At 74.2% G+C, this 22,688-nt stretch carries 21 protein-coding genes; 7 read left to right on the top strand and 14 right to left on the bottom strand.

Features of this window, described 5'->3' with window-relative positions:
- The 4 genes from FE251_RS06885 to FE251_RS06870 form a co-directional block, all read right to left on the bottom strand.
- Positions 1–183 (bottom strand): DUF6760 family protein, encoded by a 183-nt coding sequence (locus tag FE251_RS06885; protein WP_139073236.1) that lies wholly within the window; start codon positions 181–183, stop codon positions 1–3.
- Between the two features lie 3 nt (positions 184–186).
- On the bottom strand, positions 187–675 hold the full coding sequence (locus FE251_RS06880) for a hypothetical protein (RefSeq protein WP_139073237.1): 489 nt from the start codon (positions 673–675) through the stop codon (positions 187–189).
- Complete coding sequence (locus FE251_RS06875; protein WP_139073238.1) at positions 672–1,151, bottom strand: phage tail protein; 480 nt, start codon at positions 1,149–1,151, stop codon at positions 672–674. Before FE251_RS06875 ends, FE251_RS06880 begins: the two co-directional genes overlap by 4 nt.
- Positions 1,152–1,230: 79 nt before the next feature.
- Complete coding sequence (locus FE251_RS06870) at positions 1,231–2,799, bottom strand: phage tail sheath family protein (RefSeq protein ID WP_139948344.1); 1,569 nt, start codon at positions 2,797–2,799, stop codon at positions 1,231–1,233.
- A gap of 244 nt (positions 2,800–3,043) precedes the next feature.
- On the opposite strand from FE251_RS06870, the gene FE251_RS06865 reads away from it, so the two are divergent.
- Together FE251_RS06865 and FE251_RS06860 are read left to right on the top strand one after the other, a co-directional pair.
- Complete coding sequence (locus tag FE251_RS06865; protein ID WP_139073239.1) at positions 3,044–5,539, top strand: helix-turn-helix transcriptional regulator; 2,496 nt, start codon at positions 3,044–3,046, stop codon at positions 5,537–5,539.
- A gap of 53 nt (positions 5,540–5,592) precedes the next feature.
- A complete protein-coding gene (locus FE251_RS06860) occupies positions 5,593–6,486 on the top strand; it encodes a PAC2 family protein (protein WP_139073240.1) in 894 nt (297 codons plus the stop codon).
- On the opposite strand, the gene FE251_RS06855 is transcribed toward FE251_RS06860, so the two are convergent.
- From FE251_RS06855 to FE251_RS06840, 4 genes are read right to left on the bottom strand one after another with little or no spacing between them, the layout of a single operon-like run.
- Positions 6,483–7,700: a YihY/virulence factor BrkB family protein gene (locus FE251_RS06855; protein ID WP_139948343.1), complete on the bottom strand. Its 1,218-nt coding sequence runs from the start codon at positions 7,698–7,700 to the stop codon at positions 6,483–6,485. The genes FE251_RS06860 and FE251_RS06855 overlap by 4 nt on opposite strands.
- Before the next feature lie 3 nt (positions 7,701–7,703).
- Complete coding sequence (gene mshC / locus FE251_RS06850) at positions 7,704–8,972, bottom strand: cysteine--1-D-myo-inosityl 2-amino-2-deoxy-alpha-D-glucopyranoside ligase (protein ID WP_139073242.1); 1,269 nt, start codon at positions 8,970–8,972, stop codon at positions 7,704–7,706.
- Between the two features lie 17 nt (positions 8,973–8,989).
- Positions 8,990–9,892: a VOC family protein gene (locus tag FE251_RS06845; RefSeq protein ID WP_230976574.1), complete on the bottom strand. Its 903-nt coding sequence runs from the start codon at positions 9,890–9,892 to the stop codon at positions 8,990–8,992.
- Positions 9,893–9,947: 55 nt separating this feature from the next.
- Positions 9,948–10,814, bottom strand: a complete 867-nt coding sequence (locus FE251_RS06840; RefSeq protein WP_139073243.1) for an undecaprenyl-diphosphate phosphatase — start codon at positions 10,812–10,814, stop codon at positions 9,948–9,950.
- 64 nt (positions 10,815–10,878) lie between these two features.
- Between FE251_RS06840 and FE251_RS06835 the strand changes: the two genes are divergently transcribed.
- Complete coding sequence (locus FE251_RS06835) at positions 10,879–11,817, top strand: aldo/keto reductase (RefSeq protein ID WP_139948342.1); 939 nt, start codon at positions 10,879–10,881, stop codon at positions 11,815–11,817.
- Between the two features lie 3 nt (positions 11,818–11,820).
- Here the strand turns inward: FE251_RS06835 and FE251_RS06830 are convergent, their stop codons facing one another.
- The gene (locus FE251_RS06830; RefSeq protein WP_139073245.1) at positions 11,821–12,138 is read right to left on the bottom strand and encodes a DNA primase; all 318 of its coding nucleotides are present in this window, start codon (positions 12,136–12,138) and stop codon (positions 11,821–11,823) included.
- An 81-nt stretch (positions 12,139–12,219) separates the two neighbouring features.
- Here FE251_RS06830 and FE251_RS06825 point away from each other — a divergent pair, with 81 nt between their 5' ends.
- Positions 12,220–12,450, top strand: coding sequence for a DUF5703 family protein (locus FE251_RS06825; protein ID WP_139073246.1), 231 nt, complete (start codon positions 12,220–12,222; stop codon positions 12,448–12,450).
- A gap of 4 nt (positions 12,451–12,454) precedes the next feature.
- Here FE251_RS06825 and FE251_RS06820 read toward each other — a convergent pair whose 3' ends face one another.
- From FE251_RS06820 to FE251_RS15820, 4 genes are all read right to left on the bottom strand, one after another.
- On the bottom strand, positions 12,455–13,786 hold the full coding sequence (locus FE251_RS06820; RefSeq protein WP_139948341.1) for a M20/M25/M40 family metallo-hydrolase: 1,332 nt from the start codon (positions 13,784–13,786) through the stop codon (positions 12,455–12,457).
- Positions 13,787–13,806: 20 nt separating this feature from the next.
- Positions 13,807–15,459: an ABC1 kinase family protein gene (locus tag FE251_RS06815; RefSeq protein ID WP_139073248.1), complete on the bottom strand. Its 1,653-nt coding sequence runs from the start codon at positions 15,457–15,459 to the stop codon at positions 13,807–13,809.
- A gap of 47 nt (positions 15,460–15,506) precedes the next feature.
- The gene (locus tag FE251_RS06810) at positions 15,507–17,573 is read right to left on the bottom strand and encodes a M3 family metallopeptidase (RefSeq protein ID WP_139073249.1); all 2,067 of its coding nucleotides are present in this window, start codon (positions 17,571–17,573) and stop codon (positions 15,507–15,509) included.
- A 218-nt stretch (positions 17,574–17,791) separates the two neighbouring features.
- Positions 17,792–18,829, bottom strand: coding sequence for a bifunctional GNAT family N-acetyltransferase/nucleoside triphosphate pyrophosphohydrolase family protein (locus FE251_RS15820; RefSeq protein ID WP_139073250.1), 1,038 nt, complete (start codon positions 18,827–18,829; stop codon positions 17,792–17,794).
- 64 nt (positions 18,830–18,893) lie between these two features.
- Here FE251_RS15820 and FE251_RS06800 point away from each other — a divergent pair, with 64 nt between their 5' ends.
- From FE251_RS06800 to FE251_RS06790, 3 genes are read left to right on the top strand one after another with little or no spacing between them, the layout of a single operon-like run.
- Positions 18,894–19,760 carry an SDR family oxidoreductase gene (locus FE251_RS06800; protein ID WP_139073251.1) on the top strand — a complete coding sequence of 289 codons (867 nt, stop codon included), beginning with the start codon at positions 18,894–18,896 and terminating at the stop codon, positions 19,758–19,760.
- Positions 19,741–20,901: a PQQ-dependent sugar dehydrogenase gene (locus FE251_RS06795; RefSeq protein WP_176554765.1), complete on the top strand. Its 1,161-nt coding sequence runs from the start codon at positions 19,741–19,743 to the stop codon at positions 20,899–20,901. The genes FE251_RS06800 and FE251_RS06795 overlap by 20 nt, the downstream gene beginning before the upstream one ends.
- A 14-nt stretch (positions 20,902–20,915) precedes the next feature.
- Positions 20,916–21,626, top strand: coding sequence for an NUDIX hydrolase (locus FE251_RS06790; protein ID WP_168202669.1), 711 nt, complete (start codon positions 20,916–20,918; stop codon positions 21,624–21,626).
- 1 nt (position 21,627) lies between these two features.
- Here the strand turns inward: FE251_RS06790 and FE251_RS06785 are convergent, their stop codons facing one another.
- Positions 21,628–22,665 carry an Rv2578c family radical SAM protein gene (locus FE251_RS06785; RefSeq protein WP_139073254.1) on the bottom strand — a complete coding sequence of 346 codons (1,038 nt, stop codon included), beginning with the start codon at positions 22,663–22,665 and terminating at the stop codon, positions 21,628–21,630.
- Between the last annotated feature and the right edge of the window lie 23 nt (positions 22,666–22,688).

Below are 22,688 nucleotides of genomic sequence, written 5' to 3'. Positions count from 1 at the left end.
CTATCGGATGGGACCACTCTCGTTCACCGCCTCCCAGGCTCGTTCGTTCAGTGCGGAGACCGCGCGGATGAGGCGCACACGGTCCAGGTGCTCGAGGTCGAGCAGGTCGTCCAGCGGCCAGTGCAGGTGGTAGGCGAGGTAGGCGACCTCCTGCCACAGGGCCTCCGGCGGGTAGCGCAGCATGCGTCACCGCCCGTCGCTGGGGATCTCCTCGATCGCCGACCGGGAGAACCGGGGCGACGTCGCGGGAGCACCCGCGGTGACCGGAGCGGGAGCCGGCGGCTCCGGCTCCGGCTCCGGCTGCGGCACCGGCGCGGGCGATGCGGTCACCGGCGCTGCGGCGTCCCGCTGCGCTGCGAGCAGCTCCTCGTACTCCGCCTGGGACCCGAAGTTGATGACCCCGTAGAAGTCCTGGAGGAAGGCGAGGTCCGCGGCGAACAGCGACTCGATCTCCCGCGTGGTGACGAGCTCGAGGGTCCCGAGGCGCTCGACCACCCGGGCGAGGACGACGACGGTGAGACGCGGGTCGTCCGGCCCATCGACCGTCGGGTCGCGCAGCGGCTCGAGCTCGTCGCGCGCCGTCGCCAGCCGCATCGTCCCCTCACGGTGGAGCACCCCCGCCGCGTCGAGGTACCCGCGCGGCAGGGTGAAGTCGTAACGGGTCTGCAGGCTCACTTGACCCGCTCGAGGCGCTCGATGACCAGCGTGATGTTCTCCTTGACGGCCTCGGTGCTGTCGACGCTCAGCTGGTCGGTGGAGATCTTGCTCGGCCACGCCTTGAAGAAGTTGAAGCGGGCGACCTCGGTGCGCGCGGCGTCGTACAGGACGATCGAGCCGTTCTTGCGCTGGCCGGTGCGGTCGGTGGCCCTGAGGCCGGTCCCGCGGATCTCGTTGAACCAGGTCCACAGCTTGTCGCTGCCGGAGTCGAGCGGGGCGATGCGGCTGAGCTGGAGGTCCGGGGACGAGACGGTGTTGCCCAGGCCCTTGACCTCCTCGATCTGGCCGCCCGCGCCGGACGCCTTGGACGTCGAGACGGAGACCTCGATGTCGAGGCCGGAGACGGAGGTCAGCGTGGAGATGACCTCACCGTCGATCTCCAGGAAGAAGTTCTGCGCGATGATCGGGTCATTGGTGAACAGGCCGTCGACCACTGGTGCTCCTCAGGTTGTGTGGGGGTGTGGGCCCCGAAGGGCCCGCGGCGGTCCCGGGGATCCCGGGACCGCCGGTCGGTCAGGATGCGGACTGCTTGTTCTGCGCGATGCGGAACACGACGAACTCGGCGGGCTTCACCGGGGCCAGCCCGACCTCGACGACGAGCCTGCCCGCGGCGATGGACTCCGGCGGGTTGGTCGTCTCGTCGCACTTGACGTAGTACGCCTGGCTCGCCGAGGAGCCGAAGAGCGCTCCGGCCTGCCACAGGCCGTGGAGGTAGCCGCTGAGCGTGCGGGTGACGCCCTCCCACAGGGTGACGTCGTTGGGCTCGAACACCGCCCACTGGGTGCCCTCCATGATCGTGGACTCGACCATGTTGAACAGGCGCCGGACGTTGATGTACTGCCAGTCGGTGTCCGAGGAGAGCGTGCGCCCGCCCCAGACCCGGATGCCACGGGTGCCGAAGGGCCGGATGCAGTTGATGCCGACCGGGTTGAGCAGGCCCTGCTCGTTCTGCGTGATCGGCCGCTCGACGTCGAGCACGCCGCGGATCGTGTCGTTGGCCGGGGCCTTCCACACGCCGCGGGTGTCGTCGGTGCGGGCCCACACGCCGGCCACGTGGCCCGACGGCGGGACGAGCACCTCGGCGTTGCCCTGGGTGCCGGCGGGGTTCTCGACCTTGATCCACGGGTAGTACAGGGTGGCGAACTGCGAGTCGTACATCGCCGTCTCCGAGCGCCACTCGCGCACCTGCTGGGGCGTCATCCCGGGAGGGGCGTCGAGGATCGCCATGCGGTTGGGGTGCTGCTCGCAGTGGGAGATGAGCGTGGTCTGCACGGCCTGCCACAGGCCCAGGTCGAGCGTGCCGTCCTCGCGGGTGGCCGCGGTGACGAGGTCGGGGACGACGACCATCGTCACGTCCTCGGCGATCGCCAGACCGTTGATGCCCGAGCGGCTGGACTCCGAGCCGGCGAAGCGGCGCCCGGTGACGGCGACCGGCTTGGTGGGGGCCTTCTCCAGGGAGAACGTGCCCGCCTTGAGGAGCTCGAGCTGGGTGGAGGTGTCGACGGCGGAGTCGAGCGTGACCTCGACCTTGACCTTCGTCGAGGTCTTGTTGATGACCGTCGCGGCGTCGCGGGGACCCCCGAGGGTGAGGTTCGGGAAGGACTCGACCGCCTCGCCGCCCTCGACGATCGTGATGGTGAACGGGGCCGGACCCTCGTCGTCGGGGGCGGGCTCCTCGTTGCGCACGACGATCTCGATGTCGGCGTCCGGCTCGAGGCTCTCGACGGCGACCGGCAGGCCGAGCGCGCGGTCCGCGGCGGGCAGCGCGGAGCGGGCGGGCTCGCCCGAGGGTGCGCTGTTGGGGACCCGCACGACGTAGGCCATCGTGCCGCCGTTGGCGAAGAAGCCGAACACCGACAGCGGCAGCATGGCGCCGTCGACGAAGCCGCCGTACAGCTCCTCGTACTGGCTCCAGCTCGTGACGAGCCGGGGCGTCAGGCCCTCCGGGTCGTTCGCGTCGTCGAGCGGCGCGCGCTCGGTGAAGCCGACGAAGGCGGCGACGGCTGTCGGGGCCGAGGCCAGCACCTTCTGCGAGGAAGGAACCTCCTCGACGTAGACGCCGGGTGCGGTGTAGGTGGGCACTGGCTCTCCTGCGGGTCTGCTCCGCGGGGCGTTCCGCGGCGAGGGACGGGTGGGGTCGCAGCCGAGCCTAGGAATCGCCGGTCCGCAGCAGCATCGGTAATCGCTACCGAACCTGTCCCGAAGTGCCGTCGGGCTGATCGTGTGCCTCTCGGCAGGCGTTACGATCCGTCACGAGCCGGTGCACGGGCGCGCACACGCCAGCCAACGGGGGCGCGCCGGCCCGCCGACGAAAGGTGGAGTCCTCGTGCCCACGCTTCCTCCGTGGCCGGTCCTGCCCCGCGCCGAGACCGCCGAGCTGCGCGACGCCCTGGACGCGGGGCGCAGCGTCGTCGTCGTCGGGGACGCCGGTGTCGGCAAGAGCGAGCTCGTCTCGGGCGTGCTCGCCGGCCTCGACCGTCCCGTCGTCACCGTCTCCGGCAGGGCCCCCGAGCTCACGCTCGACCAGGTGCACCCGGCGCTCGCGGCGAGCCTGCTCGACGTGCACACCCCGCGGGGTGACGTCGCCCCCCTGCTCCTGCGGGTCGAGGACGCCCACCTGCTCGACCGCGGCACCGCGCACGCCCTGTGCGCCCTCGTCCACCACGGCCGGGCCACCATGGTCGCGACCCTGCGCACCGCGGCCGCCAGCCGCTCCCCCTGGCTCGAGCTGTGGAAGGACGGCGCAGCCGAACGCATCGACGTGCCTGCCTTCTCGGCCCGCCAGGTCGAGCGTCTCCTCGAGACGGCGCTGGGCGGACCGCTCACCACCGACACCTGTCTGCGCATCGTCGCCCGCACCCAGGGCAACGCCTTCCACCTGCGTGAGCTCGTCCGCTCCGAGCTCGCCGCCGGCACCCTGGTGGAGAGCCAGGGCACGTGGGTGGGCGTCGCCGGCGTTCCGCCCGGGCCGCGGGTGCTCGACGTCATGCGCGCCGAGCTCGACCGGCTGGACCCCGTTGTCCGCGAGGGCCTGGAGCTCGTCGCGCTCGCCGACGAGCTGCCGGTGCGGTACCTCGCCGTCCTCCTGCCCGAGCGCGTGCTCGACGACCTCGTCCGCGAGGGACTCGTCGTCACCGACGGGCTCGACAGCGCGACCGGACTGCTCGCGCGGGTGAGCCACCCGATGTACGCCGAGGCGATCCGTGAGCTCGTCCCGCCCGGACGCCGCCGCCGCCTCTACGCGCGGGTGCGGGCGGCGCTGCCGCTGTCCGCCGCGACCACCGGCAGCCCGCTCGGCACGCTGCGCATGGTCACCTGGGCGCTGGAGAGCGGGGTGCGCGAGACCCCGGCGCGGGTGCTCGCCGCGATGCGGGTCGCGTTGGACACCCAGCGCTGGCAGAGCGCGGTGTGGGTGGGCACCGCCGCCCTCGAGTTCGTCGCCGCCGACGACCCGCAGCGGGCGGACGTCCTCCTCCTGCGCGGGGAGGCGTGGCGCCACCTCGACCGGCCGGGGGAGGCGAACGAGGACCTCGCGGCGGTTGCCGCGCTCCTGGCCGGCCCGACCCGCACCCCGCTGCCCCCGATCGTGCGGCTGCGGCTGTCCCAGCAGCTCGCCTACCTCCACCAGTTCCACGAGGACGACGTCGACCAGGCCCTGGCCGACCTCGAGGACGCGCGCCGCCACCTCACCGACGTCGCACCCGAGCACGTGCGCGTCCTGGAGATCGACCGCCTCGCCCACCTCGGCCACGCCGGGCGCTTCGCCGAGTGCCTCGACGCGTCGCTCGAGCTGCTCGACACGACCGACGCGACCGACGTCACCGTCCTGCGTCTGGCCAACCCGGTGGTCCTCGGTCTTGCCCAGACGGGGCGCCTGGAGGAGGCCGTCCGGCTCGGCACGGTCTACGCCCAGCGGGCGGTCACCTACCCCGACCCGGAGCGGCCGTGGCTGTCGGAGGACATCGTCGTCGCGCTGGGAATGGCACTCGCGTGGACCGGCGACGTCGACGCCCTCGCCCGCGTGGTGGGGGGCCCGGAGCAGGCAGCCGACTACTGGATGCGCGAGGCGCTCGCCCAGACCGGGCGCGGCGTGCTCGCCAGCAGCCGGGGCCAGTGGAGCGACGCGCACCGGGACCTGGGGATGGCCGCGGCCCGGTACTCGATCCGCGACACGGTGGGCACGAGCGGCTACATCGTCGCGGCCGCCGCGGTCGCTGCCGCTGCCGCCGGTGACCTCCGCGCGGCCCGGGCGGCGATGACGCGGGCGCTGGCCGTGCCGCTGCGCATCTCGGCATCGGTGGAGCCCGAGATCCGCCTGCTGCTCCTCGACGCGCAGGCGTGGGTCGGGGACCGTCCCGTCCGCCCGGACGCCCTCGAGCTGGCCACGTGGTGCGCCGAGCGGGCCCTGGCACGCACCGAGCTCGAGGCGCTCCACCGCGCCGTCGTCGCCGAGCCGGACTCGCCTCCTCCCCCGGGGGTCCTCGACCGGGTCGTCGAGCTCGGTGCCACGGTCACCGGACCGCGGCCCGCGGCCCTCGTCGCGCACGCCCGCGCCGTCGCCGACGGCGACCGCGACCTCGCCGAGGTGGCCCTGCGGCGCCTCGGCGAGGCAGGGCTCTGGCTGCCGACGGGCTCGCTGCGCGTCGTCCTCACCCGCCGCGAGCGGGAGATCGCGAGCCTCGCCGCCGGCGGGCTCAGCAGCAAGGCGATCGCCGAGCGGTTCACCCTCTCGGTGCGGACGGTCGACAGCCACCTCTCGCGGGTGTTCACCAAGCTCGGCGTGCGCAGCCGCCGCGAGCTCGCGGGCGCGCTGCGCGAGTGACCACCGCCCCGGGCCGCGCGCCTCGCGCGCCGAGACACGCATAGGCTGAGGGGATGACCGACGCGCAGGACCCCAGCACGGCGCCAGACGAGGGCGCAGAGCGCACCCCCGCCATCCTCCTCGCCGCCTTCGAGGGCTGGAACGACGCCGGGTCCGCCGCGAGCCAGGCACTCGAGCTCGTCGCCGAGGCGTGGGGCGCGCAGAGCGTGCACGAGCTGGACCCCCAGGACTTCCACGACTTCCAGGTCAACCGGCCGGTGACGATGCGCGACGAGGACGGCGCCCGCGTCCTCAAGTGGCCGACGACGACGATCTCGGTCACCCGCTCCCCCGTCGCCGGGCGCACCGTGCTGCTCGTCCAGGGCATCGAGCCCTCGTTCCGGTGGCTCGACTTCTGCGACGAGATCCTCGACGTCGCCCAGCAGTGGGACGTCGGCAGCGTCGTGGGCATCGGCGCGCTCCTCGCCGACGTGCCCCACACCCGCCCGGTGCCCTGCCAGGTGACGAGCGACGACCCCGGGGTCCAGGCGCTCCTCGGGGTGGAGGGCTCGGAGTACGAGGGCCCGTCGGGGATCGTCGGCGTCCTCGCCCAGCTCGCCCAGGAGCGCGGCATGCACGCGATGTCGCTCTGGGCAGCGGTCCCGCACTACGTCGCGCAGCCGCCCTCCCCCAAGGCCAGCCTCGCGCTGCTGGGCGGCCTGGAGGAGCTCGTCGGTGAGCCGCTGCCCCTCGGGGAGCTCGTCGAGGAGGCCCGGGCCTGGCAGGCCGGGGTGGACGAGCTCGCCGAGCAGGACCCGGAGGTCGCCGAGTACGTCCAGCAGCTCGAGGAGGCCAAGGACACCGCCGAGCTTCCCGAGGCCACGGGTGAGGCGATCGCCCGCGAGTTCGAGCGCTACCTGCGCCGCCGGGACAACGGCGGGGGCGCCCAGCCTCCCGGCGCACGCTAGGAGAGGACCGTGGCGCGGCCCTCCCGCGCCCGCGCGAGCTCGGCGTTGAGAACCCCGCCGGCGAGCACGACGATGCTGCTCGACCACAGCCACACGACCCCGGCGAGGACGAGTCCGATCGTCTGGGCCGCGGCGGTGACGGCATCGTCCTGGCCTCCCTGCGCGCCGGGCGGTGACGGCCCCGCCAGCGCGAGGTAGCCGGCGAACCCGACGGCGACGACGACGACGCCCACCGTCCCGGCGACGGCGCCGGGCAGGCAGCGGGTCCACGTCGTGCTGACGTTGGGGCCGTAGCGGTAGAGCACGACGAGGTAGGCCGTCGTCACGGCCGCGAGCACCGGCCACCGGGCCACGGACCACGCGACCTCGAACATGACGCCGAGCCCGAGGCGATCGGCGAGCTCACGGCCGTCCCCGAGGAGCGGGCCGACGACGACGAGCGCGAGCAGGAGGAGGAGGGTGAGGACCGCGCCGAGCGCGAGGGCGATGCCGAGCGCGTACTGCGCGAGGAGGGTGCGCCGCTCGGGCACCCGATAGGCGTCGTCCAGTGCCCGGATCGCGGCGCGGAACATCCTGCTCGCCAACCACAGCGCGAGCAGCAGGCCGCCGACGGCGACCCCCGTGCGCTCCTCGCGCAGCAGCCCCTCGATGAGCGGGGCGAGGACGTCGGTGGCAACCTGCTCGGCGAAGACGGTGGACACCGCCCCGACGAGCGAGTCCTCGAGGCGAGCGACCACCGCCGGCCCGGCGAACCGCTCGAGGAAGCCGAGGCCGGCGCCGAGCGCTGTGAGCAGCGGGACGAGGGAGATGAGCGCGTAGTAGGTCATCTCGGCGGCCAGTCCGGTGACGCGCACGTCCGCCGCCCGGCGGGCTGCGCGGACGGCGACGGAGACCACGTCCCCGCGTCCCTCGGCCCAGTCCTGCACCCGGTCGGCGAGGCCCGGCCGCTCCGCGGCGCGGGCACGCACCGGACCCAGCACCCGGTCGTTGACCACCGCGCCCCCGGCGACGAGCAGCACGGCCCCGAGACCGGCGGCGGCGAGGGTGAGCCACGGCCCCGCCCCCGCGTCGAGCAGCGCGAGCCCGGCAAGGCACGCGCCGAGCAGGGCGAGGATGGTGGTGGCCGCCGGGCTCAGCCGGTCACGGACGGGTGGCCACCGCCGAGCGGCCAGGGCGCAGCCCAGCCCGACGAGGACGACGCCGACCGGCAGCACGTCTCAGACGGCGATCCCGAGGAGGGCGTCGACCGTCCGGGCCGCGAGGGCAGGGCCGCGGTCGGCGTCGGCACGCGCCGTGCCGGCGTCGTGCTCGGCGGCGGCCACCCACGCGTCGACGGCGTGGAGCGCGGCGGGGGCGTCGAGGTCGCGGGCGAGCGCGGTGCGCACCTCCTCGAGCAGCCCGGTGGCGTCCGGGCCGTGCTCGGCCGTCATCGCCCGCCGCCAGCGGGCCAGCCGCTCGCTCGCGGTACGCAGCTGGGCACCGGTGTACTCCCAGTTCTCCCGGTAGTGGTGGGCGAGCATGACCAGGCGCACCGCCATCGGGTCGACGCCGGACGCGGTGAGCTGGGAGACGAGGACGAGGTTGCCCAGGGACTTGCTCATCTTCGACCCGGCGTAGGCGACCATGCCGCCGTGCGCGTGGACGGTGACCGGACGCTCGCGTCCGGTGAGCATGCGCAGGTGGGACTCGCTGCACGCGTGGTGCGGGAAGACGAGGTCGCTGCCCCCGCCCTGGACCTCGACGGGCAGGCCGAGGTACTCCGAGGCGATCGTCGCGCACTCGATGTGCCAGCCGGGCCGCCCCTGCCCCAGGGTCCCGCCGTCCCACGAGGGCTCCCCCGGCCGGGCGGTGCGCCACAGCAGCGGGTCGAGCGCCTGGCGCTTGCCCGGCCGGTCCGGGTCACCGCCACGCTCGGCGAAGAACTCGGCCATCTGTGCGGCGGTCAGCCCGGTCTCGGTGGCGAAGAGGTGGTCGGCGGCGACGTCGGCGTAGACGTCCCCGACGCCGTGCCCGCCGGCGTCCGCCTCGGTGATGCGGTACGCGGCGCCGGAGGCGAGGAGGGCCGCGACGGCGTCGACGACGACCGGGATGGACTCCACGGCGCCGACGTAGTGGTCCGGGGGCACCACCCGCAGGGCGGTCATGTCACCGCGGAACAGCTGGGTCTGCTCGGCGGCGAGGTCGCGCCAGTCGACCCCGGTGTCCGCCGCGCGCTCGAGGAGCGGGTCGTCGACGTCGGTGACGTTCTGCACGTAGCGCACCTCGCGGCCGGCGTCGCGCCACGCCCGCACGAGCAGGTCGAAGCCGAGGTAGGTGTTCGCGTGCCCGAGGTGGGTGGAGTCGTAGGGCGTGATGCCGCAGACGTAGAGCGTCGCCAGGCCCTGGGCGGCCGTCCCGACGAGCTCACCGGTCCCCGACTCGGTGAGGCGGATCTCCTGGCCGCGGCCGGGGAGGACTGGGACGTCGGGAGCAGACCAGGAGTGCACGTCCGGAAGCCTAACCGTCAAGCGACGCGCACGCGGACCCTGTTGCGCCAGGGGTCCTCGACCTCGAGCGTGCGCCCGTCGTCGGCGAAGGCCACGCCGCGCGTGCGCAGGCGGTCCGCGAGGGCGCCCAGATCGTCGGCCTCGGGCGCGACGACGTCGACGACGCCCAGGCCGAGGGCCGGCACGCGCGGGCCGGCGCCCGCGCTGTTCCACGTGTTCATCGCCATGTGGTGGTGGTAGCCACCCGCCGCGACGAACAGGGCGCCGGGGATCTCGAGGGTGGCCTCGAAGCCGAGGGTCGCGACGTAGAAGTCGCGCGCCGTCGCCGTGTCCCCGACCTGCAGGTGGACGTGCCCGACGACGGCCGCGTCACCCGTCGCCCCGGTGAGACGTTCCTCGCTGAGGTGGGTCCCGAGGTACTCGTTGGGGTCGAGGACGAGCGTGTCCATCGCCACCTGGCCGCCGTCCCAGCGCCACTGGTCACGGGGGCGGTCGAGGTAGAGCTCGATGCCGTTGCCCTCGGGGTCGGTGAAGTAGAACGCCTCGGAGACGAGGTGGTCGGCGCTGCCGACGAAGCTGCGCGGGGCCAGACGCGCGAGGGAGGCCACGGTCGCGGCCAGGGCGCCGGCGTCCTCGAAGAGGAGTGCGGTGTGGAACAGGCCGGCGTCGCGGCGCGAGCCGCGCGGCAGGCTCGGGTCGTGGCGGAGCACGACGAGCGGCTGGTCCCCGCGCCCGAGGACGGTCTCGACGCCCTGCGCGGACAGCACGGTGAGCGCCAGGCCCTCGACGTAGTAGGTGGTGAGCAGGTCGAGGTCGCCGACGAGCAGCGTCACGGGTCCCATCCGCGTGCCCGCCGTGAGGAGGTCGCGGTCGGCGAGGGCGCGGGCGTCGGTCCCGGGCTGGGTGATGAGGTGCTCCATGCCCCCACCATACTTGAAGCCTCAACCTTTGGCGAGGGGCCCTCGCCCGCCCGGGCTACGACGACGCCGCGGCGGCACCACTCACCGGGTCGAGCACGCCCGACACGACGAGCGCGACGACGACGACGGCCAGGACGATCCGGTAGACGACGAACGGCATGTAGGAGTACGTCGAGACGATCTTGAGGAAGGCGATGATGACGAGGAACCCGACGCCGAACGCGGCGAGCGTGGCGATCGCCGTCACCCCCGCCCCTGGCGCGTCCGGGGTCGGGTCGGCCGTGAAGAGCTGGTAGAAGCCGGAGCCGAACACCGCCGGGATCGCGAGGAGGAAGGAGTAACGGGCAGCCGCCTCCCGGGTGTAGCCGAGCAGCAGGCCCATGGTGATCGTCCCGCCAGAGCGTGAGACGCCCGGGACCAGGGCAAGGGACTGGGCGAGGCCGAAGAGCAGGCCGTCGCGCAGCGTGAGGTCGCCCAGCTCCTTGCGCTTGCGCCCGAAGCGGTCCGCCAGGCCGAGGAGCACGGCGAACACCGCGAGCATCGTCGCCGTGATGTACAGGTGGCGCAGCGAGGTCTCGATCGCGTCCTGGAACAGGAGCCCGAGGACGACGATCGGCACCGAGCCGATGATGATGTACCAGCCCATCCGCGCGTCGGGGTCGGTGCGCGGCACCGTCCCGCGCCAGGGCCCCACCGGCAGGGCGCCGACCCATGCCTTGATGATCCGCCAGATGTCCTTGCGGAAGTACAGCAGGACGGCCGTCTCCGTGCCGAGCTGGGTGATCGCGGTGAAGGCCGCGCCGGGGTCACCTCCCCCAGGCAGCAGCTCCCCCACGATGCGCAGGTGCGCACTGGAGGAGATCGGGAGGAACTCCGTGAGTCCCTGGACCACGCCGAGCACGATTGCTTCCCACCACGTCACGATCGAGCATTCTATGTTCGGGCCCGTTGTCCCGGGGGCGCGCCCACGCCGGTAGCGTGAGGCCATGGAACTTCGCAGGGCGGGCCGCAGCGGGCTGCTCGTCTCGTCGGTCGGCCTGGGCACCATGACGTGGGGCCGGGACACCGACGAGCACGAGGCGGCCGAGCAGCTCTCGGTGTTCCTCGACGCCGGCGGCACCCTCATCGACACCGCCGCCTCCTACGGCGAGGGTGCGGCCGAGGGCCTCCTGGGCAGCCTGCTCGCCGAGGTCGACCGCCGTGACGTCGTCCTGCGCTCCAAGGCCGGCGTGCGCCACGGGCGCTCGGGCAGCCGCCTCGACGCCTCCCGCTCGACGCTGCTCGACACGCTCGACGAGTCCCTCGCCGCGCTCGGCACCGACCACCTCGACCTGTGGCTGGTCCAGGCGCCCGACCCCCACGTCCCGGTCGAGGAGACGCTGTCCGCGCTGCGCCACGCCGTCGCGACCGGGCGCACCCGGTACGTCGGCCTGTCGAACCACCCCGCCTGGTACCAGGGCTACGCCGCCGCGCAGCTCGCACAGGACGCGACCGGCCTCGCGGCCGTCGAGGTGGAGTACTCGCTCCTCGAGCGGTCCGTCGAGCACGAGGTCGTGCCGGCCTCGGACGCGCTCGGCACCGGGCTGCTCGCCTGGTCCCCGCTGGGACGTGGCGTGCTCACCGGCAAGTACCGCAGCACGGTGCCGGCCGACTCCCGCGCCGCCTCCCCGCACCTGCGGGGCTTCGTCGAGCCCTACCTCACCGAGCGCTCGCGCGGGATCGTCGAGTCGGTCGCCACGGCGGCCGCCGGGCTGGACCGCGCGCCCCTCGAGGTGGCCCTCGCGTGGGTGCGCGACGCCCCCGGCGTCACGTCGGCGATCGTCGGCGCACGCACCGCCGCACAGCTGCGCGGGGCGCTGTCGGCCACCGACCTCGAGCTGCCTCCGGCCATCCGCCGGGCGCTCGACGACGTCAGCGCCGGCTGAGGATCACTCCTCGTCGTCGTCGTCCTCGTCCTCGTCGTCGTCCTCGTCGTCCTCGTCGTCGTCCTCGTCGTCGAGGTCGAAGTCCTCGAGCTCCTCGTCGTCGAGGTCGTCCTCGTCGTCGTCCCCGTACGCCTCGAGCGGCACCTCGACCTGGTAGGTCGTGTACAGGGCGTCGTCGTAGCTGAAGAACGCGTCCTCGACGGCGGCGGCGGCGTCCTCGACAGCGACGGCCTCCGCGTCCTGCACGCTGCTCGCGATCTCGAAGTGGGTCTCAAGGGCGGAGATGAAGCGATCGAGTGCGGCGCGCGGGTCGTTGGACATGGGAAGAAGGTATCGCGACTGGTAGGAATGACACAGTCCGCGCGGTACCGCCCCGGCTTGTGGGAGACAATGGGTCACGACATGGTCTGGTACACCGAGAACCCTCCCCGTCCCGGCGTCCGCGGAGCCTCCCAGTACGAGTTCCGGGTGCTGAGCATCCCGTCCTCGACGAGCCGCGCCGACGTCCGCCAGCTCCTCACCGAGCAGGCCGAGTACGGCCGCTGGGAGCTCGCCCGTACCCGCCTGTACATCGGCGGCTCCCGCAAGGTGTGGCTGCGCCGCAAGATCATCCGGGTGCGCAGCACCCTGTGACCGCTCAGGCGGTGCGCAACAGGCGCTCCAGCACACGCACCCCGAAGCGCAGCGCCTCGACCGGCACCCGCTCGTCGACGCCGTGGAACATGCCGGCGAAGTCGAGCGTGGGCGGCAGCTGGAGCGGCGCGAAGCCGTATCCGGTGATGCCGAGCCGCGAGAGCGACTTGTTGTCGGTGCCGCCGGAGAGCATGTAGGGCAGGACGACGGCACCCGGGTCCTCGCCGTCGATCGCCTCGACCATGCGGTCGACGAGGTCCCCCTCGAAGGGAACCTCGAGCGCGACGTCGGCGTGGATGGCCTCGATGCGCACACCCGGGCCGGCGAGCTCGGTGAGCGTGGCGCGCACGCTCTCCTCCTCCCCCGGCAGGTAGCGCACGTCCACGGCCGCCTCGGCGCTGCCGGGGATGACGTTCGCCTTGTACCCGGAGCTCAGCTGGGTGGGGTTGGCACCCGTGCGCAGGGTCGCGCCGACGAACTTCGACGCCGGGCCGAGGGCGCGCACGAGGCGGTCGATGCCCTCCGGGTCCTGCGGGTCGAACCTCGTGCCGGTGAGGTCCGCGACGCCGGAGAGCAGCTGGCGCACGGTGCCGGTGAGGTGGAGCGGCCAGGAGTGCGCGCCGATCCGGGCGACCGCGCCGGCGAGGCGGGTCACCGCGTTGTCGGTGTTCACCTGCGAGCCGTGCCCCGCCGTGCCGTCGGCGAGCAGCCGGAGCCAGGCGAGCCCCTTCTCCGCGGTCTGCAGGAGGTAGACGCGCCGCCCGTCGATCTCCACCGAGTAGCCGCCGACCTCGCTGATCGCCTCGGTCGCGCCCTCGAAGAGGTCGGGCCGGTGGTCCACGAGCCACCCGGCGCCCTTCGCGCCGCCCGCCTCCTCGTCGGCGAAGAACGCGACGACGACGTCGCGCGCCGGCCGCCAGCCCGTGCGGGCCATGTCGCGCACGACCGCGAGGATCATCGCGTCCATGTCCTTCATGTCCACGGCCCCGCGGCCCCAGATCATGCCGTCGCGGACCTCGCCGCCGAACGGGTCGACCTGCCAGTCCTCGGCCTGCGCCGGGACGACGTCGGTGTGGCCGTGGAGCACGAGCGCGGGTCGCGAGCGGTCGGTGCCCTCGATGCGCAGGACGACCGACGCGCGGCCGGGCTCGGACTCGACGAGCTCGGGCTCCCAGCCGACCTCGGTGAGGAGCTCGGCGACGTACTCGGCGGCCGCCCGCTCCCCCGGCCCGGAGCCGTCGCCGTAGTTCGACGTGTCGATCCGGATGAGGCGGCGGCAGATCTCGACGACCTCGTCGGTGGGCGCGGGCACGGGCTGGGACGGGGAGTCGGACATGTGCCGACCCTAACGCGGGGCTAGGCCCCCGGGGTGCGCGGCCGGCGCGGGCGGCTCGTCCACGCGAGATAGGCGCTGCCGAGGGTGAGGCCGGCGCCGCCCCCGGCGACCAGCGGCCCGGCGAACCGTCCGAGGCGGTCACGGTAGGCGACGAGGACGTTCGTGCCCCCGGTGATCATCGCCGCCACGACGAGGGCGGCGACGACCCGGTCCCCGGTGCGCTCGAGGCGGTCGACGAGCGGCTCCAGCTCGCTCGCGCGGATGTTGACGTCGACCCCGCCCATGTCCAGGCGCTGGAGCAGGCGCCGGGCGTACCCCGGCAGGTCGAGCCCGAGCTCGGCGGCCATGAGCGTGGCGTCCCGCACGCGTCCGGCCACCTCCCGGGGGCGCAGCTGCTCGGCGACGAGGCGCCCCGCGTAGCGGTGGAGCACCTCGGTGAGGTCCAGGCCGGGGTCGATGCGGCGCCCGAGGCCGTCGACGATCACGAGCATCCGCAGCAGCCGGACCACCTCGGGCGGCAGCGCCAGCCGGTGGCGGCGGACGATCCCCAGCAGCTCGTCGGCGACGGCGTCGACCTGGATGTCGGCCAGCGCCCGCCCGTCGAACCACCCGGTGAGACGCCCGACGTCGGTCCGCAGCACGCCGCGGTCCAGCCCGCCGCGTGGCGGGGCGATCTCGATGAGCGCCGTCGTCAGCGCCTCGGTGTCCTGGGCGTAGAGCGCGAGGATGAGCCGGGAGAGCTGGCGGCGCATGGGCTTGCCGACCCGCCCGACCATCCCGAAGTCGATGATCCCGATGGTCCCGTCGGGCTCGACGAAGAGGTTGCCGGCGTGCGGGTCGGCGTGGAAGAAGCCGTCCTCGAACACCATCCGCATGAGCACCGCGACCGCCCGGTGGGCGAGCTCGGGCCGGTCGATACCGGCCGCGTCGAGGGCGGGGGCGTCGTCGATGCGCAGGCCCGAGAGCTCCTCCATGGTGAGGACCCGGGAGGTGGTGAGCGGCCACTCGACCCACGGCACGTGGACCCCGGGCGTGTCGGCGAGGTTGTGGGCGAACTGCTCGCAGGCACGCGCCTCACCGAGGTAGTCGAGCTCGGCACGCAGCGACCGGGAGAACTCGTCCACGACGCCGACGACGTCGACGTCGGCGAGGGCCTGGCTGCTGCGCGCCAGGTGCCCGGCGAGGTTGCGCATGATCTCGAGGTCGTTGTGGACCTCCTCGACCACCCCGGGCTTGCGGATCTTCACCACGACCCGCCGCCCGTCGTACAGCCGGGCCCGGTGGGCCTGGCCGATCGAGGCGCTGGCGAGCGCGGTGCGGTCGAACCACGCGTAGAGGTCGTCCACCGAGGCGCCGAAGTCCTCCCGCACCGCAGCGTCCATCTCCTCGAAGGGCACGGGCGCCGTGCCGTCGGTGAGCCGGGCGAAGGCGTCGCAGTACGCCTGCGGGAAGAGGTCGGGGCGGGTGGAGATGAGCTGGCCGAGCTTGATGAACGTCGTCCCGAGCTCCTCGAAGGTCTCGACGAGGAGCTCGGGACGGAGGTCGTCACCGGAGAGGGCGCCGGAGCCGTGCGGGAGCCAGCGACCCAGGCCGGCACGCACGCCGACCGCGTGCAAGCCGTGGCGGGCGAGGACCTGGGCGATCTGGCGATACCGCTGGAGCTGCCCGGCCATGCCGTCACGCTACCCCGCGGGCAGCACCCCCACCACGGCCTCGCGCCTCAGCCGGTGAGACCGCGCCGCACGAGGAGCGGACGGATGTCGGCGTCGCGGCCGCGCAGCTCCCGGTAGAAGTCCAGCGGGTCGGCGCTGTGCCCGCGCGAGAGGAGCACCTCACGGAAGCGCTGCCCGGCGGCGCGGCCGGGGCGCCCGTCCTCCTCCTTCGGAGCATCGGTGGAGAACCACTCGACCGTGTCGGCGTCGAGCACCTCGCTCCAGATGTAGGAGTAGTAGCCAGCGTCGTAGCCGCCGCCGAAGGTGTGGTTGAAGTACGTCGAGCGGTAGCGCGGCGGCACGAGCGGGTGGGCGATCCCGGCCTGCTCCAGCGCGCGGGCGGAGAAGTCCTCGACGTCCTCGGCCGAGGTGGGCAGGTCGTGCGGCCCGACCTGGTGCCACGCCTGGTCCAGCAGCGCGGCGCCGAGGTACTCGGTGGTCGCGAAGCCCTCGCCGTACTGGGCCGAGCCGAGCAGGGCGGTGAGCAGCTCCTCGGGCAGCGGCTCGCCCGTCTCGTGGTGACGGGCGTAGCGGGCCAGGACCTCCGGGTCACGCGCCCACATCTCGTTGACCTGCGAGGGGTACTCGACGAAGTCGCGCGGCACGTTCGCCCCAGACAGGGACGGGTATCGCACGTTCGAGAACAGGCCGTGCAGGGCGTGGCCGAACTCGTGGAAGGCCGTGATGACCTCGTCCCAGGTGAGCAGGGTCGGCTCGCCCGGCGCGGGCCGGGTGAGGTTGAGGTTGTTGACGACGACCGGCCGCTGCCCCAGGAGGTGGGACTGGTCGACGAGGTTGTGCATCCAAGCGCCGCCGTGCTTGCCCTCGCGCGCGTAGTAGTCGCCGACGAACAGCCCGAGCGGGGTGCCGTCCTCCTCCGCGACCTCCCACACGCGCACGCCGTCGGCGTACCCGGCGAGCTCGGGCCGCTCGGTGAGCGTGATGCCGTAGAGGCGGCGAGCGGCGTGGAAGACCCCGTCGCGCAGCACCCGCTCGAGCTCGAGGTAGGGGCGCAGCACGGAGTCGTCGATGCTGAAGCGCTCCTGGCGCACCTTCTCCGCGAGGTAGGACCAGTCCCAGGCCTCGATCGGGCCGCCGTGGACCTCGGCGAGGTCGGTGGCCTCGGCCTGCGCGTTGGCGACGGCGGGCGCCGCGAGGCGGCCGAGCATCTCGTTGACGGCCGCCGTCGTGCCGGCCGTGCCGTCCTCGGCGACGTAGGCGGCGTGGTGCTCGTAGCCGAGCAGCCGGGCGCGCTCGGCGCGCAGCCGGGCGATCTCGAGCAGGGTGGCGCGGGTGTCGCTCTCGGCGTCGACGCCGGTGCCCCGCATGACCGAGGCGGTGTACAGCTCGCGGCGCAGCTCCCGGTCGGTGAGCTGGGCGAGCAGCGCCTGCTGGGAGGGCAGCTGGAGGGTGATGAGGTAGCCGTCGGTGCCGCGGTCGGTCGCCGCCTGGGCGAGCCCGGCGACGGTGTCCTCGCTCAGCCCGGTGAGGCGCTCCGCGTCGCGCAGGTGGAGGGCGCCGGCGTCGAGCGCCTTGACCACGCGCTGGGCGAACTCGGTCTCCAGCACGGTGAGGCGGGAGTTGAGCGAGCGCAGCTGCTCCTGCTTCTCGTCGCCCAGCCGGACGCCCGCGCGGACGAAGTCCTTGCGGTAGGTGTGCAGCAGCCAGGCGGTCTCCCCGTCGAGGTCCTGCTCGGCGAGGGCCTCGAGCCGGGCGAAGATGCGCCGGTCGAGGTAGAGCGCGTCGCGGTGGGCCGAGCGGAGCGGGGCGAGCTCGGCCTCGAGTGCACGCAGCGCGTCGTCGGCGCGGGAGGAGGTGTAGGTGTCCAGGACGGCGGTCGCCCGGCGCAGCAGGCCACCCGAGCGCTCGAGGGCCTCGAGGGTGTTGGCGACGTCCGGTGCCGCCGGGTCGGTGGCGATGGCCTCCCACTCGGCGCGCTGCTCGGCGAGGCCGGCGAGCATCGCCGGGCGCAGGTGCTCGTGCCGGATCGCGGCGAAGTCGGGCAGCTCGTAGGGCAGGGTCGAGGGCGCCGCGAAGGGGTTGTCCGCGGTCAGGGTGGGGACGTCCGGAGTCATGGGCCCATTCTTCACCCGCCGCCGACCTCCCCTGGCCCAGATCCCGTCGCGGTGCGTCCTCCGCCTTGTCAGGGTGGCCGCGCGCCGGAACCTGCCACGACGTGCGTCCGGGCGGGCCCGGAGAGCGCTTCCGCCCGGCGTGTCGTCGGCGTGTCGCCCGGTTGGTGGCAGGTTTCGCGCGACGGTCGCCCGCGGACAGCGCGCCGGCCCGCGCGCGCTCAGCGCTGGGCGCGGGCGAGCACGGCGGCGACGTCGGGGGCGCGGTACGCCTCGCCCTTGAGCACCTTGCCGTCCTCGCGGAGCAGCGCGGCGCCGTCCGGGCCGAGCTTGGAGAGGTTCGCCGCGTGGACCTCGGCGAGCACGGCGGGCAGCGGGATTCCGCACTCCTGGGCCATGCCGTACAGGACGTAAACGAGGTCGGCGAGCGCGTCGGCGGCGGCGACGGTGTCCCGCGCGCCGTCGTCGGCGGCCACCGCGCGGGTGAAGCCGGCGGCGACCGCCTCCCCCGCCGTCTCGCCGTACACGGCCGTGACGAGCTCGGCGAGCTCCTCCGCCACGAGTGCCATGCGCAGGTGGACGCGCTCCCGGTCCACCGAGGGCGCGTCGCGGGCGACCGGCACGCCGAAGTGCTCGTGGAACTGCCGGACGAGCGCGTCGGGGTCGCGGCCCGTGACGTCTGCGGGCACGACGCCGGTGACCGGGTCCGGTCCGTCCCACGGGGTCGCCGGCTCGCGCGGGTCGTCGCGCAGGAGCGTGCCGATCCACTGGTCGACGCGCTTTGCGCCGTGCACCCCGTCCCCGCGGACCTGCCCCTCGCGGCGGAACCCGTGGCGCCACACCACCCGCCAGGAGGGCCAGTTGCCCACGTGGGCGCGCCACTCCACGCGCTCCATCCCGAGCGGGCCGAAGGCGGCGTCGAGCACGAGCCCGACGGCGCGGGTGGTCAGCCCGGCGCCGCGGGCCTCCGGTGCGGTCCAGTACCCGATCTCCCCGCTCCCCGCGGAGCGGGAGACGCCCACCATGCCGACCAGTCGCCCGCCGCGGCGCATCGCCCACGTGAAGTTGTCGCCCCGCGCCCAGCCGCCGGCGACGAACCCGTCGACGAAGTCCACCGCGTCCTGGCGCCCGTAGGGCGAGGGCACGATGGTCCACCGCTGGACCTCGGGGTCCTGGCAGACCTCGGTCACGCGGTCGACGTCCTCGGGGGTGGGGACGCTGAGGGTGAGGTCCCCGTCGTGCAGGGTGAACGGCTCCATGGCCGGGCAGCGTACGGCACCGCTCCGGATGCGCGATCCGTCGCCCGCCCGAAGGATGGATCGCATGGACATCGACACCGACGCCATGAAGGACTTCCCCAGGCAGAGCCAGCAGTGGCCCGGCCGGACGGACCAGCTCGACCCGGTGCCCGACCACGGCGAGACGAGCTACGTCGGCCGCGGCCGCCTCGAGGGCAAGCGTGCCCTCATCACCGGCGGCGACTCCGGCATCGGCCGGGCGACGGCGATCGCCTTCGCCAAGGAGGGCGCCGACGTCGCGATCTCCTACCTCGAGGTTGAGCAGGACGACGCCGAGGAGACGCGCCGGCACGTCGAGGCCGCCGGGCGCCGCTGCGTGCTCGTCCCCACCGACCAGCGCACCGAGGAGGCGAACATCGCCCTCGCCCGGGCCGCCGTCGAGGGCCTCGGCGGGATCGACGTCCTGGTGAACAACTCGGGCTTCCAGATGGCGCAGGACTCCCTCGCCGACGTCAGCGACGCCCAGCTGCGCCAGACCTTCGAGACGAACGTCTTCCCCGTCTTCTGGCTGACCAGGGCGCTGCTCGAGGACCTGGCGCCCGGCTCGAGCGTCATCAACTGCACCTCGATCCAGGCCTTCCAGCCCTCCGACACCCTGCTGGACTACGCGTCGACCAAGGCGGCGATCAACAACGCCACCGTCAACCTCGCCTCCGACCTCGGCCCGAAGGGGATCCGCGTCAACGCGGTGGCGCCGGGCCCGATCTGGACCCCGCTGCAGCCGTCCACCAAGCCGGCCGAGTCGCTGGAGTCCTTCGGGGCGGACACCCCGCTCGGGCGGGCCGGGCACCCGGTCGAGGTCGCCCCGGCCTTCGTCTTCCTCGCCAGCGACGACGCGAGCTACGTCTCGGGCACGGTCCTCGGTGTCACCGGTGGCAAGCCCGTCTTCTGACGCGTTCCGCAGGGCGAGGACGACGACGGCAGGGCTCCTCGCCGTCGTCGTCCTCGCCGCGTGCGGCGCCGGGCCGGACGAGACACCCGCGCCGACACCGCCCGCCACGGGGACGGCCGCGACGCGCGAGCCGACGGCCGCGCCCACGGCGAGCCCGAGCACCGCAGCGCCGCGGGAGCCGGAGGTCGTCGCCACCGGCCTCGACGTCCCCTGGGGCCTGGCCTTCCTGCCCGACGGCTCGGCGCTCGTCACCGAGCGGCGCACCGCCCGGGTGCTCCACCTCGTGCCCGGCGAGGAGCCGCGCGAGCTCGCCACAGTGGCCGGCGTCGACGCGGACGACGAGTCGGGCCTCCTCGGCATCGCCGTCTCCCCCGGCTTCGCCGGCAACGGCCGCGTCTTCGTCTACCTCACGACCGCCACCGACAACCGGGTGCTGCGCATGGTGCTCGAGGGTGAGGAGCTGCGGCCCGACGTCGTCGTCCTCGAGGGCATCCCGCGCGAGACCTACCACTCCGGTGGGCGGATCGAGTTCGGGCCGGACGGTCACCTCTACGTCGCGACCGGCGACGCCGCCCAGCCCTCGACGTCCCAGGACCCGGACTCGCTCGGGGGCAAGATCCTGCGGGTCGACGAGGACGGCGCGCCCGCGCCCGGGAACCCGCAGGAGGGCTCGCCCGTGTGGTCGCTCGGGCACCGCAACGTCCAGGGGCTGGGGTGGGACGCCGACGGTCGGATGTTCGCCTCGGAGTTCGGGCAGGACACGTGGGACGAGCTCAACGCCGTCGAGCCGGGCGCCAACTACGGGTGGCCGCAGGTCGAGGGTGACGGCGGCGACGCGCGGTTCACCGACCCGCTCGTCACCTGGCGCCCGGCCGACGCCTCCCCGAGCGGGCTCGCGGTGACCGACGACGCCGTCTGGGTCGCCGCCCTGCGCGGGGAGTCGCTGTGGCGGGTGCCGCTCGACGGCGGGGAGCCGACGCGGCTCCTCGAGGGCGAGTACGGCCGCCTGCGCACCGTCGCGGTGGCCCCGGACGGGCGGCTGTGGATCCTCACCTCCAACACCTTCCGCGGGAACCCCGGCCCGGCGGACGACCAGGTCCTCGCCGTCGACGAGGCGTGGCTCACCGGGCGGCCGCGGTGACCTATGGTGACGCCGTGGACCGGGATCAGGCGACGGCGCGCGCGGACCTCGACCGGCTCGTCGCACGGGCCGCCGCGGGTGGGCTCGGGCCCCCCGCCGAGGTGCACCGGTTCGACCCGCGGACGCAGGGCGACTACCGGCCCGCCGCGGTCCTCCTCCTCTTCACCCCGACGACGGCGCCCGGCTCCGGCTTCCCGGGTCTGGACCTGTTCCTCGTCCAGCGCTCGCCGCTGCTGCGCCACCACCCCGGCCAGATCGCCCTCCCGGGCGGCCGCGCCGACGCGCAGGACGCCGGCCCCGCGCAGACCGCGCTGCGCGAGGCGCACGAGGAGATCGGCCTCGCCGCCGACCGGGTCGAGGTCCTCGGGCTGCTGGCGCCGGTCGCCGTGCCGATCAGCCGGTTCGTCGTCACGCCCGTCGTCGGGTGGTGCGGCGACGCGACCGGGCAGGACGACGTCGAGCCCGGGGAGGTGCTCCACACCCTGCGCCTGCCCGTCGGCGGGCTGCTCGACCCCGCGTGCCGCGCGACCGTGACGATCCGCGGTCACGGCAGCGCGGGGTTCGCCGTGAGCGGCGGGTGGGTCTGGGGGTTCACCGGCAACCTGCTCGACGGAGTCTTCGACGAGCTCGGCTGGACGCGGCCGTGGGACCGCGGGCGCCGCTACCGGATGTCGCTCGCCGAGGCGCGCGGGGAGACCCTGCCCCCGCTCACCGCCGACGCCTGAGTCAGAAGAGCGCCGCCTGGGCGGGCGGCGCGGGCGCCGGCGCTGCGGGCTCGGCGGGGGCGCTGTCGTCCGGCAGGCGTAGGGCCGAGGGTCGGTCCAGCCCGTGCGCGCGCAGGAGCGGCCGGGCCCGTTCGGCGAGCCAGGTGCGGTACTCGGTGGGGACGTAGGAGCCGCGGCCGTACAGCCGCCGATAGTCGGCGACGAGCGCGGGCCGGTGCTGCCGGAGCCACTGGAGGTACCAGTCCCGCACCCCGGGGCGCAGGTGCGCGGCGAAGACGGTGGCCGACGTCGCCCCGGCGTCCGCGACGGCGCCGAGGAGCGCGTCGAGGTGCTCGCGCGAGTCGGTGAGCCAGGGCAGGACGGGCGCGACCATGACGTGGCACTCCAGGCCGGCGTCGCGGATCGCGCGGACGAGGTCGAGGCGGGCGCGCGGGGTCGGGGTGCCGGGCTCGACGAGCTGCTGGAGCTCCTCGTCGGCGAAGGCGAGGGAGACCCCGAGGGACACCGGCACCTGGCCGGCGGCCTCGCGCAGGAGCGGGAGGTCACGGCGCAGGAGGGTGCCCTTGGTGAGGATCGAGAGCGGTGTCCCGGACTCCGCGAGGGCCTGGATGATCCCGGGCATGAGGCGGTAGCGGCCCTCGGCCCGCTGGTAGGGGTCGGTGTTCGTGCCCAGCGCCACCTGCTCGCGGGCCCACGACGGCTTGGCCAGCTCCCGGCGCAGCACCTCCGCGGCGTTGACCTTGACGATGATCTGGGAGTCGAAGTCCGCGCCGGTGTCGAGGTCGAGGTACCGGTGGGTGGCGCGGGCGAAGCAGTAGACGCAGGCGTGGCTGCACCCGCGGAACGGGTTGACCGTCCAGCGGAACGGCATCCGCGAGCCCTCGGGCACGCGGTTGAGGACCGAGCGCGCGGCCACCTCGTGGAAGGTGATGCCGGCGAACTCCGGCGTGCGCACGGTGCGCAGCAGCCCGGCCATCCGCCGCAGCCCGGGCAGCGCCGCGCCGTCGTCCTCCGTGATGTCCTGCCCGTCCCACCGCACCCGTCAAGTCGAACACGCGTTCG

This window comes from Georgenia wutianyii (genome assembly GCF_006349365.1).
GTDB lineage: Bacteria > Actinomycetota > Actinomycetes > Actinomycetales > Actinomycetaceae > Oceanitalea > Oceanitalea wutianyii.
Note: the sequence above shows the minus strand (reverse complement) of the source record. Positions and strands in the feature narration are given on the sequence as shown.